The following is a 14,011-nucleotide window of genomic DNA, read 5'->3' as shown; positions in this document are numbered from 1 at the left end:
TCGAAGGCGAAGGCTCGGCGATGCCGTTCGTCCGCACCGTCGTGCCAGGAACTGAAACTTGCCGCGAAACGAACAGGTTCTTGATCCTCGCCCGATGTCGTCCGGCAATGCTTATTGGGCAGTCGTTTCAAAACAGTTCATGGCAGGGACAACTCCTCCCTGGAGCCGGATTCCTGGCGAGCATGCCTACCGGACGGCGAGGTCACCGTTTGCCCATTGCTGCGTGATGATCTCGGCTTCTTCGGCGAACCTGCCAGCCTCGATCGCTTCACGAATGTCGCGCATCAGCTGCTGGTAATAGGACAGATTGTTCCAGGTCAGGAGCATCGCCCCAAGCGCCTCTTGCGAGCGCACCAGATGATGCAAATAGGCCCGCGAATAGTCGCGTGCGGCCGGGCAGTCGCTTGCCTCATCGAGCGGACGCGGATCGTCGGCATGGCGGGCGTTGCGCAGATTGACCTTGCCGCGCCGTGTGTAGGCTAGGCCGTGGCGCCCTGCCCGCGTCGGCATCACGCAGTCGAACATGTCGATGCCGCGCGCCACCGACTTCAAAATGTCGTCCGGGGTGCCGACGCCCATCAGGTAGCGCGGCCGGTCAGCCGGCAGCTCCGGGCAAGTGATGTCGAGCATCTCCAGCATCACCGCTTGCGGCTCGCCGACAGCCAGCCCGCCGATCGCGTAGCCCTTCAGCTCCATTGCCTTCAGCGCCTGCGCCGAGCGCAGCCGCAGATCCGGCACGTCGCCGCCTTGCACAATGCCGAACATCGCCTTGCCGGGCTGCTCGCCGAATGCCGTCTTGCAACGCTCGGCCCAGCGCAACGACAACTCCATGGCACGCTCGATCTCGTTCTGCTTGGCCGGCAGAGCCGTGCATTCGTCGAGCTGCATCTGGATGTCGGAATCGAGCAGCCCCTGGATCTCTATCGAACGCTCCGGCGACATCTCGTAGGCGCCGCCGTCGATATGCGAACGGAAGGTAACGCCGTTCTCGGTCAGTTTCCGCAGCTTCGACAGCGACATCACCTGGAAGCCGCCGCTGTCGGTCAGGATTGGATGCGGCCAGCGGGCGAATTCATGCAGGCCGCCGAGCCGCGCCACGCGCTCGGCGCCGGGTCTTAGCATCAGGTGGTAGGTGTTGCCGAGGATAATGTCCGAGCCGACGCCGCGCACCTGATCCATATACATGGCCTTCACCGTGCCGCCGGTACCGACCGGCATGAAGGCAGGCGTGCGAATTTCCCCGCGCGGCATGGTGATTGCACCACGCCGCGCCCTGCCGTCGGTCGCCAGCACCTTGAAGGTGAATGCGTCAGTCATTGAATTCCCTAGCCATCGAACTCCTTGTCGAATACCGGCGCGTCCGGGGCCTGCTTGTCGAGTGATTGCCGGTAGCGGATGCAGCCGCGCATGAATTTCGGCCACGGCGGCACGGCAATCGCCGGGTCGGTCTTTTCGGGCAAAAGTGACCAGAGGTCGGGATGGTGCCAGCACAGATCATGGCCGGTGGCGTCGCGGTGTTGGCGGATGCCGGCGCGCAGTTTCCTGACCTCGGCGATCAAGGCTTCCCGGTCGAAGGTTTCCAGGTCATCGTCCATCGGTATCCTCCCTGAACAGAAGACTTGCGTCTCCATAGGAATAAAACCTGTAGCGATTCTCGATGGCATGCGCATAGGCCGCCCGCATCGTCTGCAAACCGCAGAAGGCCGAAACCAGCATGAACAGCGTCGAACGCGGCAGATGGAAATTGGTCATCAGCAAGTCTGCGGTCTTGAAACGATAGCCGGGCGTGATGAAGATGTCTGTCGGGCCTGACCATGCGGCCAGCCTGCCGTCCTCGCCAGCCGCGCTCTCCAATAAGCGCAGCGATGTCGTGCCGACGGCGATAATGCGCCCTCCTTTTGCTTTCGCCGCATTCAGCGCCTCGGCGGTTTCCGGGCTGACCGAACCGGTTTCGGCGTGCATCTTGTGGTCGGCGGTGTCGTCCGCCTTCACCGGCAGGAACGTGCCGGCGCCGACATGCAGCGTGACGAAACGGCGCTCTATGCCCTTGGCGTCGAGCGTCGCAAACAGCTCCGGCGTGAAATGCAGCCCTGCCGTCGGCGCGGCGACCGCGCCCTCCTCCCTCGCATAAATGGTCTGATAGTCGCTGCGGTCGCGTTCGTCGTCGTCACGCTTGGAGGCGATGTAGGGCGGCAGCGGGATGTGGCCGACTGCATGCAGCGCCTCGTCGAGGAACGGACCTGACAGGTCGAAGCCGAGCAGCACCTCGCCGCCTTCTCCCTTCTCGATCACGGTCGCGTCGAGCTGGCCGAGAAGGCAGGAATTGGCGTCATGACCGAAATGGATACGATCGCCGGCGGCGATGCGCTTGCCCGGACGCATGAAGGCGAGCCAGCGGTCGGGCGCCATCCGCATATGCAGCGTGGCTTCGACCTGCGCCGCCGCCTCGCCGCGCCGCCTGATGCCTTTCAGCTGTGCCGGAATGACCTTGGTGTCGTTGAAGACCAGCACATCACCGGCCTTGAGCAGGGCCGGCAGGTCGCGCACCGTCCGGTCTTCGAGCCCCTCACCCGGCCTGACCACCAGCATCCTGGCACTGTCGCGCGGCTCGGCTGGGCGAAGCGCGATGCGCTCCTCCGGCAGATCGAAGTCGAAAAGGTCGACGCGCAAGAGATCCCCGCCTCAAGGTTCCGGGCAGGTCACCGCCCAGGCGCCGACACCGTCTATGCTCAACGTGCCGCCCATCGCGAAGCTGGACTGCTCGCTGGCCTTGACCAGCCGCAATTTGGCGACGATCGAGCTGAGGCCCTCATCAGTGAGATCGATCAGCAAGCGCTCGCCGTCTTCGAATGCCTGTCCAACGATGACTTTCGTTGAGCCTGGCTGTCCGTCCGTGGTCCATGTCTTGCCGCCGGCATCCAGCCACACACGCGCCACCGCAATGACGGCCGTGTGTCCCATCAAAACATCAATCGATGCCGCGCCGCCGTCGGCGCTGCAGACGATCGATTCCGTTGCCAGCGCCGGAGTGGCCGCCGCGGCGAGCATAATTGCGATGGCCGCGACAGCCCGGCTGGTCATTTCACGTCGGCCGCGACCTTGAGCGATACGATCTTGTCAGGATCCTGCACCGGTTCGCCGCGCTTGATCTTGTCGACGTTGTCCATGCCTTCGATGACCTGGCCCCATACCGTGTACTGGCGGTTGAGGAAGGCGGCATCGTCGAAGCAGATGAAGAACTGCGAATTGGCCGAGTTCGGGTTCTGCGAGCGCGCCATCGAGCAGGTGCCGCGGCCGTGGTTGGCGTTGGAGAACTCGGCCTTCAGATCGGGTTTGTCGGAACCGCCAGTGCCGGCGCGCGATGGCGCGAAAGACGGCTTGTTGGAATTGCCGAACTTCACGTCGCCGGTCTGCGCCATGAAGCCGTCGATGACGCGGTGGAAGACCACGCCGTCATAGGCGCCTTCGCGCGCCAGCTCCTTGATACGGCCGACATGGCCGGGCGCCAGATCTGGAAACAATTCGATGACGACCTTGCCCTTGGTCGTGTCCATGATAAGCGCGTTCTCGCGGTCCTTGATTTCGGCCATGTCAGAAATATCCTTTTGAACAATTGGGGTTACTTGCCGTCCGCGGCGATGCGCACCTTGATCATGCGATCGGGGTCGGTCACCGTCCCGTTCTGCGCCTCGTCGCCTTTCTTGATGTGGTCCACCAACTCCATGCCGCTGACGACATTGCCAACGATGGTGTACTGGCCATCGAGCGGCGGTGCCGGCGCGAACATGATGAAGAATTGCGAATTGGCGGAATTCGGATCGTCGGAGCGGGCCATGCCGACCACGCCGCGCTGGTAGTGCTCGGTGCTGGAGAATTCGGCCGGCAGGTCAGGAAGATCGGAGCCGCCGGTGCCGACAGCGTCGGCATTGAAGCCGCTCTTCATGTTGCCGAACTTGACGTCGCCGGTCTGCGCCATGAAGCCGTCGATGACGCGGTGAAAGGCGACGTTGTCGTAGGCGCCCTGGCGCACCAGCTTTTTGATCTGCGCGACGTGCTTCGGCGCAAGGTCGGGCCTCAGCGCGATGGTCACGTCGCCGTCCTTCAGCGTTACGATCATGGTGTTTTCCGGATCGGCGGCAAAGGCCGACACGGATGCGGTCACAAGACCGGCAAGCACGGCAAGCAAGAAGGCAAGCTTTTTCAGCTGCATGGGATCTTTCTCCGAATATCTTCGTTCATGCATGTCGTTACCCAAAGCCGGGTTCCACTTTTGGGTGACATGCATTTTATTTCGCGAATTTGGCGGTGAGCGCGCCGGCCACGGCCGCCGGCACGAAGGGGCGGATGTCGCCTCCCATCGAAGCTATCTGGCGCACAAGTGTGGCGGTAATGGTGCGCACTGAAGGGCTGGCGGGCAGGAACACCGTCTGCAGCTCCGGCGCCATGGTCTCGTTCATGCCGGCCATCTGCATCTCATAGTCAAGGTCGGTGCCGTCGCGCAGGCCGCGGATCATGATCGAGGCGCCATGCTTCCTGGCCGCGTCGATTACCAACCCGTCGAAGGCGACTACTTTGATACGCGCACCGTCGCTGCCGAATTCCGCCTTCGCGGCCGTTTCGATCAGGCCAACCCGTTCCTCGAAGGAAAATAACGGCTTCTTGCCGGGATGGATGCCGATCGCGGCATAGATTGTATCCGCCACGGCCAGCGACGCCTTCAGCACGTCGAGATGGCCGTTGGTCAGCGGGTCGAAAGAGCCGGCATAAAGGGCGATGCGTTCGGTCATGGCAGGTGCTTCTAGCGAGCCTCTCTCCTAAAGGCAAATCCGATCGCCAGCCCGCGCCGTGAACCTTTTGGCCGACGTGAACGACAGATGAATGTGCCGCTCACAACAGCTTCACGCAGTGTTCACTAAAGTTGCAGCTGCAGGAGATGAAACCAAACACCCATCTAATCGTTGTTAGGCGCAGGAGAACACGCACATGCTGATCTACATGCTCGCCACCGCAATGACCGTCGCCATGCTGATCGCCACCCTATTCGGGTTGCATCAGGAAGCACAGCGCGTCCGCGCCAAGGCCAATACCAAGCGGTTCGAAGGCTTCGGCAACCGCAGGCCTTATCGCCGCTTCTAGATTGCGGGTGTCTTCACACGCCGGCCCACAGGGCTGGCGTCGTCGTGCCAAACTCACTCGACGGAAGTATCGGGCTCCCTACCATCGGTATCGGCAACAGCGCCGCTTTCAGCATTCTCTTCGATCTCTTCATCCGCTTGCGGTTCTGAAATTCGCTCCACCGAAACGACCTTCTCGCCCTCTGCGGTATTGAAGATGGTAACGCCCTTGGTGGCGCGGCTGGCGAAACGAATGCCGTTCACTGGAACACGGATAACGGTGCCGCCATCCGAAACCAGCATGATCTGATCGTCATTGCCGACCGGGAAGGTCGCCACCAGGCGGCCGATTTCGGCCGTTTTCGAGACGTCGGTGGCGCGAATACCCTTGCCGCCACGGCCAGTCAGGCGGAAATCGTAGGACGATGAACGCTTGCCGTAGCCATATTCCGTCACCGTCAACACGAACTGCTCGTGCGCCTTGAGGAATTCATAGCGGTCGTCGGAAAGCTCTGCCTCTTCGCCGACCTCTTCATTGGTGAGCTGGATTTCTTCCTCCTCGCCGGCCGCGATGTCAGCAGCGAGCCGGCGTTCGGCCACCACCCGCTTGAGGTAGGCGGCACGCTCCGCCGGCGGCGCATCGACATGCTCGATCACCGCCATCGAGATCACCCGGTCGCCATCGGCCATCGCAATGCCGCGCACGCCGACCGAATTGCGGCTCTGGAAGACGCGTACGTCGCTAACCGGAAAGCGGATGCACTGGCCGGAACTTGCCGTCAAAAGCACGTCGTCATTGTCGGTGCAGGTCTCGACGCCGAGGATCTCGTCGCCTTCCTCGTCCAGCTTCATGGCGATCTTGCCGTTGCGGTTGACCTGGACGAAGTCCGACAGCTTGTTGCGGCGCACGGTACCGCGCGTGGTGGCAAACATGACGTCGAGCTCGCCCCAACTCGTCTCATCCTCCGGCAGCGGCATGATCGTGGTGATGCGCTCGCCCTGTTCGAGCGGCAGCATATTGATCAGCGCTTTGCCGCGCGATTGCGGGTTGCCGATCGGCAGGCGCCAGACCTTTTCCTTGTAGACGATGCCGCGCGAGGAGAAGAACAGCACCGGCGTGTGCGTGTTGGCCACGAACAGCCGGGTGACGAAATCCTCTTCCTTGGTCGACATGCCGGAGCGGCCCTTGCCGCCGCGGCGCTGCGCCCGGTAGAGCGACAGCGGCACGCGCTTGATGTAGCCGGAATGGCTGACCGTGACGACCATGTCCTCGCGCTGGATCAGGTCCTCGTCTTCCATGTCCGCCCCGCCCTCGGCGAGCTCGGTACGGCGCGGCGTGCCGAACTCGTCGCGCACGGCGATGAGCTCGTCCTTGACGATCTGCTGGACGCGGGCGCGCGACGAGAGGATGTCCAGGTAGTCCTTGATCTCGTCGCCGATCGTGTTCAGCTCGTCGGCGATCTCGTCGCGGCCAAGCGCGGTCAGGCGCTGCAGGCGCAGTTCGAGGATGGCGCGCGCCTGCTCCTCGGAGAGATTGTAGGTACCGTCCTCGTTGATGCGATGGCGCGGGTCGTCGATCAGAAGAATCAGCGATTCCACGTCGCCCGAAGGCCAGCGCCGCTCCATCAACTGCTCGCGCGCCGTCTGCGGGTCCGGAGCGCTGCGGATCAGCTTGATGACTTCATCGATGTTGGCAACAGCGATGGCAAGGCCGACCAGCACATGGGCGCGGTCGCGCGCCTTGCGCAGCAGGAATTTCGTGCGCCGGCTGATCACCTCCTCACGGAAGGCGACGAACGCCTTCAGCATGTCGGTCAGAGTCAGCAATTCCGGCTTGCCGCCGTTCAGTGCCACCATGTTGGCGCCGAAGGACGTCTGCAGCGGGGTGAAGCGGTAAAGCTGGTTGAGGATGACATCGGCGACCGCGTCGCGCTTCAGTTCGATGACGACGCGGTAGCCCTGGCGGTCGCTCTCGTCGCGAATGTCGGAAATGCCTTCGATGCGCTTGTCGCGCACCAGCTCGGCCATCTTCTCGATCATCGACGCCTTGTTCACCTGATAGGGAACCTCGGTGATGACGATCGATTCACGATCGTTGCCGCGCGCCTCGACGTTGACGCGGCCGCGCATGACGATGGAGCCGCGGCCGGTCGAATAGGCGCTGTAGATACCGGAGCGGCCGAGCACGATGCCGCCGGTCGGGAAATCCGGCCCCGGAATGATCTCCATCAGCGCCGGAAGGTCGATGGCCGGATTATCGATGAGGGCAATGGCGCCGTTGCAGACCTCGCCCAGATTGTGCGGCGGGATGTTGGTTGCCATGCCGACGGCGATACCGCCGGAGCCGTTGACCAAGAGGTTCGGGAAGCGCGCCGGCAGGACTTTCGGTTCGCTGCCCGACGCATCGTAAGTGTCCTGGAAATCGACGGTGTCCTTGTCGATGTCTTCCAGCAACTCATGCGCGACCTTGGTCAGCCGCGATTCCGTGTAGCGCATCGCCGCCGGCGGATCGCCGTCGATCGAGCCGAAATTGCCCTGCCCGTCGATCAGCGGCACGCGCAGCGACCAATCCTGCGCCATGCGCACCAAAGCGTCGTAGATCGAGGCGTCGCCATGCGGATGGTATTTACCCATCACGTCGGCGACCGGGCGTGCCGATTTCACATATTTGCGGTTCCAGTGATAGCCGCTCTCATAGGCGGCGTAGAGGATGCGGCGATGCACCGGCTTGAGGCCATCGCGCACGTCCGGCAGCGCGCGGCTGACGATCACGCTCATGGCGTAATCGAGATAGGAGCGCTGCATCTCCTCGATGATGGATATCGGCTCGATGCCGGTGGGGCCGCCGTCGGCGCCGCGCGGTGTCTTTTGGTCGGTCAAATCGGATCACAATCTAATCAGGAATCACTTGGTGCTTATATAGGAAGCCGGCCCGAAACTCCAACAATCGTGGCAGTTTTCCAGTGTGGTTTTTAGCGGCAAATTCAAAAGGATAAACCAATTGCGACGATATGGCCGTGGCACCCTTTCACGGGCGTCGCCGGCGGGCGCGATAAGTACCCGGCGCCTCGCCCATCAGCCGCCGGAAACGGCGATTGAAGGTTGATAGATCGTTGAACCCCGCCGAAAAGGCAATCGCCGAAATCGCCTGATCCGACGTCCGCAGCCGCACGGCTGCCCTGTGCAGCCGCGCTCTCAGCAGGAACTGGTAGGGCGTCATGCCGGCAACGTGCCGGAAGGTGCGCAGGAAATGGTAAGGGCTGGTGGCGGTCTCGTCGGCGAGTTCGGCAAGCGAGATCGGCCGGTCGGCATCGACTTCGATGCGCCGCACCGCTTCGGCGACACGCTTCTGGTCACGGCGGCTCGGCGTCCGTCCCCGATCCGTAGCGCTGCAAGCCGCTGTTACCGCGGCACCGGCAATGCGCAGGGCGAGTTCCTCGAACGCGCCGGTGTCGGCCATCTCGCGCGCCGCCTCCGCTTCGGCAAGCAGCGACACCAGCGCCGGCAAGGGCGGCAGGCGCGGCGTGCCGAAATCGAGCGTCTTCGTGCCCGGCACGTCGGCGACGATCCGCTCCATATAGGCCGGCCCGAAATGGAAGGAGAGGCAGCGGTCGCCGGCGCCATGCTCGTGACCGCATTCATAGCATGTGCCGGGATTGCCGAGCAGGAGCGCGCCCGGCGCCAGGATCGCCGTGCCCTCGCGCGCACGATAGCGGAAGGTGCCGTTGGTTACGGCGGCAACGCAGAAATCCCGATGCTCCTCCTCGAATGGCCTGTCGGCGGCGCTGGCGGTGCAGATGACATCCGACACCTGCCAGCCTCGGCCCGACGCCAGCCTGTACGCGCTCGTCGTCATCGCCGAAACATAGCAACTTTTCCCAAGCGCAGAACCCCTGTCGGCCTCTATGCTTGCCGGTCTCCTGACAAGATGAGAGCGAAGCCATGTCCAATTCCTTTGCCAAGGCCCTGCACAGCGATGGGCCCGTACCGGCCCTTGCCGAGAAACTGAATCTTTATGGCCGCTTCGTCGGCGCCTGGACGTTCGACGCCACGCGCCATCTCGAGGACGGTCAGGTGCTGACCGGGCGCGGCGAAGTGCATTTCGGCTGGGTGCTCGAAGGCCGCGCGATCCAGGACGTATGGATCCTGCCTGCCCGTGACGCCGGCCCCTCGCCCTCGCTCGGCAAATGGACCTTCTATGGCACGACGTTGCGCGTCTACGATCCCGGCGTTGACGCCTGGCACATCTTCTGGAGCGATCCGCGCAATCAGTACTACAGCCGCCAGCTCGGCCGTGCCGAGGGCGATACCATCATCCAGCAAGGCGCAGACGGCACCGGATCTGCTGTGCGCTGGAGCTTTTCGCGCATCACCGAAAATTCGTTCCGCTGGCTGGGCGAACGCTCACAGGACGACGGCGCTACCTGGCGTCTTGAAGTCGAGTTTCTGGCGCGCCGGGCCGTCAGCCCCTGATCCGCACGGTTTCCACTGGCTCCGCTTTGCTCTACCAATCCCGTTATCCGGCTTTGCCGGCGGGGAGGGTCAGCATGCCGAGCTTCGACAGCCTGTTCAACGCCTTCGTCACCATACTGGTGACGATCGATCCGCCCGGCCTGGCGCCGCTCTTCCTCGCCGTGACCCGCGGCATGAACCGCGAGGAGCGCAACCAGGTCTCCGTGCGCGCCTCGGTCATCGCCTTCCTGGTAATGGCGTTGTTCGCAATCGCCGGCGCGTCGATCCTGTCAGTCTTCGGCATCACTCTGCCGGCTTTCCGCGTCGCCGGCGGCTTTCTGCTGTTCTTCATCGCCTTCGAAATGGTGTTCGAGCGCCGGCAGGACCGCAAGGAGAAGATCGGCGACGTCGCCATCACCAGGGACATGATCCACAACATCGCCGCCTTTCCGCTGGCGATCCCGCTCATTGCCGGTCCCGGCGCGATTTCGGCGACCGTCCTGCTCTCAAGCTCGTTTCAGGGTTTGGGCGCGCAGACAGCCCTTGTCGGCATCATCGCCATCTGCCTCGTCATCACCTACCTGGTGTTCGTGCTGTCAGAGCGCATCGACCGTATCCTCGGCCAAACCGGCCGTTCGATCCTGACAAGGCTGCTCGGCGTCATCCTGGCGGCGCTCGCCGTACAGTTCGTCGCCGACGGCATCAAGGCGCTGATGGCGACGTAGGGACAGCCCTACTTCGCTGTCGTTTCAATGACTTCGAAGTCATGGGTAATCTCGGCAGTCTTGGCCATCATTGCCGAGGCCGAGCAGTATTTCTCGATCGAAAGCCCGATCGCCCGCTTTACCTTGTCGTGTGACAGCGCCCGGCCCTTGACGACAAAATGCATGTGAATGCGGGTGAACACCCTGGGATCGGCTTCTGCACGGTCGGCATCGAGTTCGACCACGCAATCTTCGACCGCCTCGCGCCCCTTTTCGAGGATATGGACCACGTCATAGGCCGAGCAGCCGCCAGTGCCGATCAGCACCAGTTCCATTGGGCTCGGCCCCGGCGTCTTGCCCTCCGGCCCGAACGCAGTGCCTAGCACCAGCTTGTGCCCATTGGCGGACTCGCCAACGAAAGTGCGCTCCTCGACCCATTTGACCCTTGCCTTCACCTGATACGTCCTTTCACCGCTCAAACGCACAACGTCCCGAAAATCCAAGACAGATTTTCGGGACGCCATTTCGTGGCCAAGGTGCCGGCGCTTTTCGCCGCAAGGGCAGTCCGCCCGAGAAATCAGAACGGGATTTCGTCGTCCAGCTCGCGCGACGAACCACCGCCGCCGCCCTTGTTGGCGCCACCGCGATTGAAACTTTCGCCCGGGCCGGACTGGCCGAAATCGGAACCGCGGCTCGCACCACCACCGGCATAGTTGCCGACCTGGCCGCCGCCCTCGCCCCGCGCATCGAGCATCTGCAGCTCGCCGCGGAATTTCTGCAACACGATTTCGGTCGTATAGCGGTCATTGCCGGTCTGGTCCTGCCATTTGCGCGTCTGCAACTGGCCCTCGACATAGACCTTCATGCCCTTCTTCAGATACTGCTCGGCCACCTTGGCGATCTGGTCGTTGAAGATCACGACATTGTGCCACTCGGTCTTTTCCTTGCGCTCTCCGGACGTCTTGTCGCGCCAGCTTTCCGACGTCGCGATGCGGATGTTGACGACCGGGTCACCCGAATTCAGGCGGCGGATTTCAGGGTCCGCCCCGAGGTTGCCCACCAGAATGACCTTGTTGACGCTACCCGCCATGATACTTCTCCGCGCTCATCCGAAACCGAATTTTTGTCGCCGCACCTTACAGGCGATGGACAATCCCTGCCTGCCGTCGCTGCCTTTTCCCACAAGGTTTTTGTTCTCTTTTCGTTCTATAGGAGAGGCCCTGCACTGTCAATAGTTGTCAGTAAGAAGTAGTGTCTCGGCGTCGAATTTCCACAGACCATGGGATCGAGGCGAACGCATGAAGATGGTTGCGCATGACGATCAGCCGCAAGAAGAATGGCGGACGGGAGTAAAGACCCGCATGCATGTCTCTGCCCGCAACGGCGCAACTCAACTTTGCATGTTTGAACAATGGGTCGAACCGGCGGTTGGCGCCCCGACACATTGGCACCCGGTCGAGGAAGTGCTTACCGTCATCGCTGGCAGGGCCGAGATGTGGATCGACGAAGAGCATCTCGTCTTGACTGCCGGACAGTCGCTTGTTGTCGCCGCGCACAAGCAACATGGCTTCCGAAACGTCGGCTCCGAATTGCTTCATATTCATGCTGTGCTCGCGTCACCAGTTTTCGAGGCGACGTTCAACGGATCCCCCGACATGGTGAGACGCTGGCTTCCAGCGAGTTTGTAAAACCTCGCCCTGTCTTAAAAAACACCGCCTGTCTTAAAAAACACGGCTTGCCAAACCGATAAGTATTGACTTATGCTTTCGGCATGATCGAAGCAGACATTTTTCGGGCACTAGCGGATCCAACGCGTCGCGCCGTCTATGAGCGGCTCGCCGACGGCGAGATGACGGTGTCGGAACTGCGCACTGGCATACCGGTATCGCAGCCGGCGGTATCGCAACATCTCGCAGTGCTGCGCGGCGCCGGCCTCGTGGTGGAGCGCCGGGCCGGTCGCAACGCCTATTACCGCGTCGATCCGAAGGGGCTTGCGCCACTGCTCAGCTGGATCGAACGCTACCGTGCGTTCTGGCCAGAGCGCATCGAAAGGCTCAAGACGGTTTTGAAGGACATGGACGAATGACCAGCCGAGGCAAAGAACGCGCCGAAATGGCCGCAGACAAGATCGAGTTCGAGTGCGAGCTGCCCGAACCGCCGGAAAAGGTGTGGCGGGCACTGACGGTGCCGGACCTGCTCGCGGCCTGGATGATGCCGAACGACATCAAGCCCGAAATCGGCAACCGCTTTGCCTTTAAAGCGCCGAATGCGCCGATCGAGTGCGAAATCCTCGACGCGGATCCCGGACGGCTGCTGCGCTATTCCTGGCGGGAGCGCCCGGCGCCCGGCGATACGCAGGTGCCGCCCGGCAGCCCCCTGGACAGCGCAATGAACGACAGCCCAGTGGACAGCATCGTCACCTTTACGCTCGACCGCACCGTTTCCGGCGGCACGCATCTACGCATCGTCCATGACGGTTTTGCTCGGGCAGCAGTGCCAGAGATCGCGATGGCAAGCGCCGGTTGCCGGCTTTCCTTTGAAGCGCGCACTCCCAGGCACAAACAGATCGCCGCAAACACCCCGCGCCTCTTCCTGCGCGCGGCCTGAACGACAACAGTCAACGGAGACAACCGATGAGCGGCCTTGCCAATCTGGTGCCGATGGTGATCGAGCAGTCGAGCCGCGGCGAACGTGCCTTCGACATATTTTCGCGGCTGCTGCGCGAGCGCATCGTCTTCATCAACGGCCCGATCGATGACGGCACCTCGGCGCTGGTCTGCGCCCAGCTTCTGTCGTTGGAATCCGACAATCCCGACAAGGAGGTCTCGCTCTACATCAACTCGCCGGGCGGCGTGGTGACCAGCGGTTTCGCCATCTACGATACGATGCAGTATATCAGCTGCCCGGTCTCCACGGTTTGTATGGGCTTCGCCGCCTCGATGGCCTCGTTCCTTTTGATGGCCGGCACACCGGGGCGGCGCATCGCGCTACCCAACACCAGCATCGTGCTGCATCAGCCTCTCGGCGGTTTCCAGGGCCAAGCCTCCGATATCCAGCGCCATGCCGAGGGCATCCTTCGCACCAAGCGGCGCATGACCGATCTTTACGCCCGCCATTGCGGCCGCACCTACGAAGAAGTGGAACGCACGCTCGACCGCGACTTTTTCATGACCGCGCAGGAGGCCAAGGATTGGGGCCTCGTCGACCATGTTTTCGACACTCGCAAGCAGGCCGCATGAACGAGCCGGGCCGGCGGACGGAACTGAGGCGATTGAGCGCCCGCAATTTCAGCGCCATCGGTCTGGTCTTGCCGCTATCGCGGCACTATAGTCCGGCGATGACCGCCAGCCGCTCATCCAGCCTGTTATGCCTTGCCATCGCTACCGTTGCCGGCACGAACATGCTGGTGGGTATGGCACTTGCCCAAGATAATTCGACGTCTTCGCAAAAGCGCGCTCTGCCCGGTGTGACCAGCGATTATCGCATCGCCGAGCCAGCGCCGCGGCCTGAGCCTGACGATATGGCTCTAGGCAGCGGCAACGGCACCTTCAAGATTGGCGATACCGACGTTCGGATTTCCGGTAGCATCACCATTGATGTCGCTACCGGCGGGATCAGGCCCTCCAGCCGCTAAGTTCGCCTGGTGTGAACCACAAATATTGCGCTTCAAACGAACAGCCCCGCCATTGCTTTGCAACTGACGGGGCTTTCTTGGATCTGAAATCCAAATTGCCGGGAGTG

General features: G+C 62.4%; 19 protein-coding genes. 8 read left to right on the top strand and 11 right to left on the bottom strand.

Going from position 1 to position 14,011, the window contains the following annotated elements:
• Positions 1-186: 186 nt before the first annotated feature.
• The 7 genes from tgt to coaD form a co-directional block, all read right to left on the bottom strand.
• Positions 187-1,317: a tRNA guanosine(34) transglycosylase Tgt gene (gene tgt / locus NKH59_RS13410; RefSeq protein WP_352502505.1), complete on the bottom strand. Its 1,131-nt coding sequence runs from the start codon at positions 1,315-1,317 to the stop codon at positions 187-189.
• An 8-nt stretch (positions 1,318-1,325) separates the two neighbouring features.
• Complete coding sequence (locus NKH59_RS13405) at positions 1,326-1,595, bottom strand: hypothetical protein (protein WP_352471691.1); 270 nt, start codon at positions 1,593-1,595, stop codon at positions 1,326-1,328.
• Positions 1,585-2,670 (bottom strand): tRNA preQ1(34) S-adenosylmethionine ribosyltransferase-isomerase QueA, encoded by a 1,086-nt coding sequence (gene queA / locus NKH59_RS13400; RefSeq protein ID WP_352540593.1) that lies wholly within the window; start codon positions 2,668-2,670, stop codon positions 1,585-1,587. Before queA ends, NKH59_RS13405 begins: the two co-directional genes overlap by 11 nt.
• Positions 2,671-2,682: 12 nt before the next feature.
• On the bottom strand, positions 2,683-3,081 hold the full coding sequence (locus NKH59_RS13395) for a hypothetical protein (RefSeq protein WP_352540594.1): 399 nt from the start codon (positions 3,079-3,081) through the stop codon (positions 2,683-2,685).
• Positions 3,078-3,590, bottom strand: a complete 513-nt coding sequence (locus NKH59_RS13390) for a peptidylprolyl isomerase (RefSeq protein ID WP_254817363.1) — start codon at positions 3,588-3,590, stop codon at positions 3,078-3,080. Before NKH59_RS13390 ends, NKH59_RS13395 begins: the two co-directional genes overlap by 4 nt.
• A gap of 29 nt (positions 3,591-3,619) precedes the next feature.
• Complete coding sequence (locus NKH59_RS13385) at positions 3,620-4,210, bottom strand: peptidylprolyl isomerase (protein WP_352471695.1); 591 nt, start codon at positions 4,208-4,210, stop codon at positions 3,620-3,622.
• A gap of 76 nt (positions 4,211-4,286) precedes the next feature.
• Positions 4,287-4,787 carry a pantetheine-phosphate adenylyltransferase gene (gene coaD, locus NKH59_RS13380; RefSeq protein WP_352448768.1) on the bottom strand — a complete coding sequence of 167 codons (501 nt, stop codon included), beginning with the start codon at positions 4,785-4,787 and terminating at the stop codon, positions 4,287-4,289.
• Positions 4,788-4,983: 196 nt separating this feature from the next.
• Here coaD and NKH59_RS13375 point away from each other — a divergent pair, with 196 nt between their 5' ends.
• Positions 4,984-5,136, top strand: a complete 153-nt coding sequence (locus tag NKH59_RS13375) for a hypothetical protein (RefSeq protein WP_352502504.1) — start codon at positions 4,984-4,986, stop codon at positions 5,134-5,136.
• A 53-nt stretch (positions 5,137-5,189) separates the two neighbouring features.
• On the opposite strand, the gene gyrA is transcribed toward NKH59_RS13375, so the two are convergent.
• Together gyrA and NKH59_RS13365 are read right to left on the bottom strand one after the other, a co-directional pair.
• Positions 5,190-7,994, bottom strand: coding sequence for a DNA gyrase subunit A (gyrA, locus tag NKH59_RS13370; protein WP_352979692.1), 2,805 nt, complete (start codon positions 7,992-7,994; stop codon positions 5,190-5,192).
• Between the two features lie 148 nt (positions 7,995-8,142).
• The gene (locus NKH59_RS13365; RefSeq protein ID WP_353022163.1) at positions 8,143-8,970 is read right to left on the bottom strand and encodes a helix-turn-helix transcriptional regulator; all 828 of its coding nucleotides are present in this window, start codon (positions 8,968-8,970) and stop codon (positions 8,143-8,145) included.
• A gap of 86 nt (positions 8,971-9,056) precedes the next feature.
• Between NKH59_RS13365 and NKH59_RS13360 the strand changes: the two genes are divergently transcribed.
• Positions 9,057-9,587 (top strand): hypothetical protein, encoded by a 531-nt coding sequence (locus NKH59_RS13360; RefSeq protein WP_352455708.1) that lies wholly within the window; start codon positions 9,057-9,059, stop codon positions 9,585-9,587.
• 74 nt (positions 9,588-9,661) lie between these two features.
• Positions 9,662-10,291 carry a MarC family protein gene (locus NKH59_RS13355; RefSeq protein ID WP_023674869.1) on the top strand — a complete coding sequence of 210 codons (630 nt, stop codon included), beginning with the start codon at positions 9,662-9,664 and terminating at the stop codon, positions 10,289-10,291.
• An 8-nt stretch (positions 10,292-10,299) separates the two neighbouring features.
• Here the strand turns inward: NKH59_RS13355 and NKH59_RS13350 are convergent, their stop codons facing one another.
• Positions 10,300-10,725: an OsmC family protein gene (locus NKH59_RS13350; RefSeq protein WP_023674868.1), complete on the bottom strand. Its 426-nt coding sequence runs from the start codon at positions 10,723-10,725 to the stop codon at positions 10,300-10,302.
• A gap of 122 nt (positions 10,726-10,847) precedes the next feature.
• Positions 10,848-11,360, bottom strand: coding sequence for a single-stranded DNA-binding protein (locus NKH59_RS13345; RefSeq protein WP_352448761.1), 513 nt, complete (start codon positions 11,358-11,360; stop codon positions 10,848-10,850).
• Between the two features lie 208 nt (positions 11,361-11,568).
• Between NKH59_RS13345 and NKH59_RS13340 the strand changes: the two genes are divergently transcribed.
• The 5 genes from NKH59_RS13340 (at position 11,569) to NKH59_RS13320 (ending at position 13,904) form a co-directional block, all read left to right on the top strand.
• Complete coding sequence (locus tag NKH59_RS13340) at positions 11,569-11,958, top strand: cupin domain-containing protein (RefSeq protein WP_353022161.1); 390 nt, start codon at positions 11,569-11,571, stop codon at positions 11,956-11,958.
• An 83-nt stretch (positions 11,959-12,041) separates the two neighbouring features.
• Entirely contained in the window at positions 12,042-12,356 is a 315-nt protein-coding gene (locus NKH59_RS13335; RefSeq protein WP_353022159.1) for an ArsR/SmtB family transcription factor, read from the top strand.
• Positions 12,353-12,877 (top strand): SRPBCC family protein, encoded by a 525-nt coding sequence (locus tag NKH59_RS13330; protein WP_353022158.1) that lies wholly within the window; start codon positions 12,353-12,355, stop codon positions 12,875-12,877. Before NKH59_RS13335 ends, NKH59_RS13330 begins: the two co-directional genes overlap by 4 nt.
• A gap of 26 nt (positions 12,878-12,903) precedes the next feature.
• Positions 12,904-13,509 (top strand): ATP-dependent Clp protease proteolytic subunit, encoded by a 606-nt coding sequence (locus tag NKH59_RS13325; protein WP_352455702.1) that lies wholly within the window; start codon positions 12,904-12,906, stop codon positions 13,507-13,509.
• Complete coding sequence (locus tag NKH59_RS13320) at positions 13,506-13,904, top strand: hypothetical protein (protein WP_352682877.1); 399 nt, start codon at positions 13,506-13,508, stop codon at positions 13,902-13,904. Before NKH59_RS13325 ends, NKH59_RS13320 begins: the two co-directional genes overlap by 4 nt.
• Positions 13,905-14,011 lie beyond the last annotated feature (107 nt).

The organism is Mesorhizobium sp. M0998 (genome assembly GCF_040318885.1).
Lineage (GTDB): Bacteria > Pseudomonadota > Alphaproteobacteria > Rhizobiales > Rhizobiaceae > Mesorhizobium.
The sequence above is the reverse complement of the archived record's forward strand: the minus strand, read 5'-3'. Positions and strand labels throughout refer to the sequence as shown.

Bases quoted from the DNA above. Each gene is read 5' to 3' on its own strand.
- NKH59_RS13395 (WP_352540594.1), bottom strand. From the start codon at position 3,081: ATGACCAGCCGGGCTGTCGCGGCCATCGCAATTATGCTCGCCGCGGCG.
- NKH59_RS13405 (WP_352471691.1), bottom strand. From the start codon at position 1,595: ATGGACGATGACCTGGAAACCTTCGACCGGGAAGCCTTGATCGCCGAG.
- NKH59_RS13325 (WP_352455702.1), top strand. From the start codon at position 12,904: ATGAGCGGCCTTGCCAATCTGGTGCCGATGGTGATCGAGCAGTCGAGC.
- tgt (WP_352502505.1), bottom strand. From the start codon at position 1,317: ATGACTGACGCATTCACCTTCAAGGTGCTGGCGACCGACGGCAGGGCG.
- coaD (WP_352448768.1), bottom strand. From the start codon at position 4,787: ATGACCGAACGCATCGCCCTTTATGCCGGCTCTTTCGACCCGCTGACC.
- NKH59_RS13335 (WP_353022159.1), top strand. From the start codon at position 12,042: ATGATCGAAGCAGACATTTTTCGGGCACTAGCGGATCCAACGCGTCGC.
- NKH59_RS13360 (WP_352455708.1), top strand. From the start codon at position 9,057: ATGTCCAATTCCTTTGCCAAGGCCCTGCACAGCGATGGGCCCGTACCG.
- NKH59_RS13345 (WP_352448761.1), bottom strand. From the start codon at position 11,360: ATGGCGGGTAGCGTCAACAAGGTCATTCTGGTGGGCAACCTCGGGGCG.
- NKH59_RS13365 (WP_353022163.1), bottom strand. From the start codon at position 8,970: ATGACGACGAGCGCGTACAGGCTGGCGTCGGGCCGAGGCTGGCAGGTG.
- NKH59_RS13340 (WP_353022161.1), top strand. From the start codon at position 11,569: ATGAAGATGGTTGCGCATGACGATCAGCCGCAAGAAGAATGGCGGACG.
- NKH59_RS13320 (WP_352682877.1), top strand. From the start codon at position 13,506: ATGAACGAGCCGGGCCGGCGGACGGAACTGAGGCGATTGAGCGCCCGC.
- NKH59_RS13390 (WP_254817363.1), bottom strand. From the start codon at position 3,590: ATGGCCGAAATCAAGGACCGCGAGAACGCGCTTATCATGGACACGACC.
- NKH59_RS13330 (WP_353022158.1), top strand. From the start codon at position 12,353: ATGACCAGCCGAGGCAAAGAACGCGCCGAAATGGCCGCAGACAAGATC.
- NKH59_RS13385 (WP_352471695.1), bottom strand. From the start codon at position 4,210: ATGCAGCTGAAAAAGCTTGCCTTCTTGCTTGCCGTGCTTGCCGGTCTT.
- NKH59_RS13375 (WP_352502504.1), top strand. From the start codon at position 4,984: ATGCTGATCTACATGCTCGCCACCGCAATGACCGTCGCCATGCTGATC.
- NKH59_RS13355 (WP_023674869.1), top strand. From the start codon at position 9,662: ATGCCGAGCTTCGACAGCCTGTTCAACGCCTTCGTCACCATACTGGTG.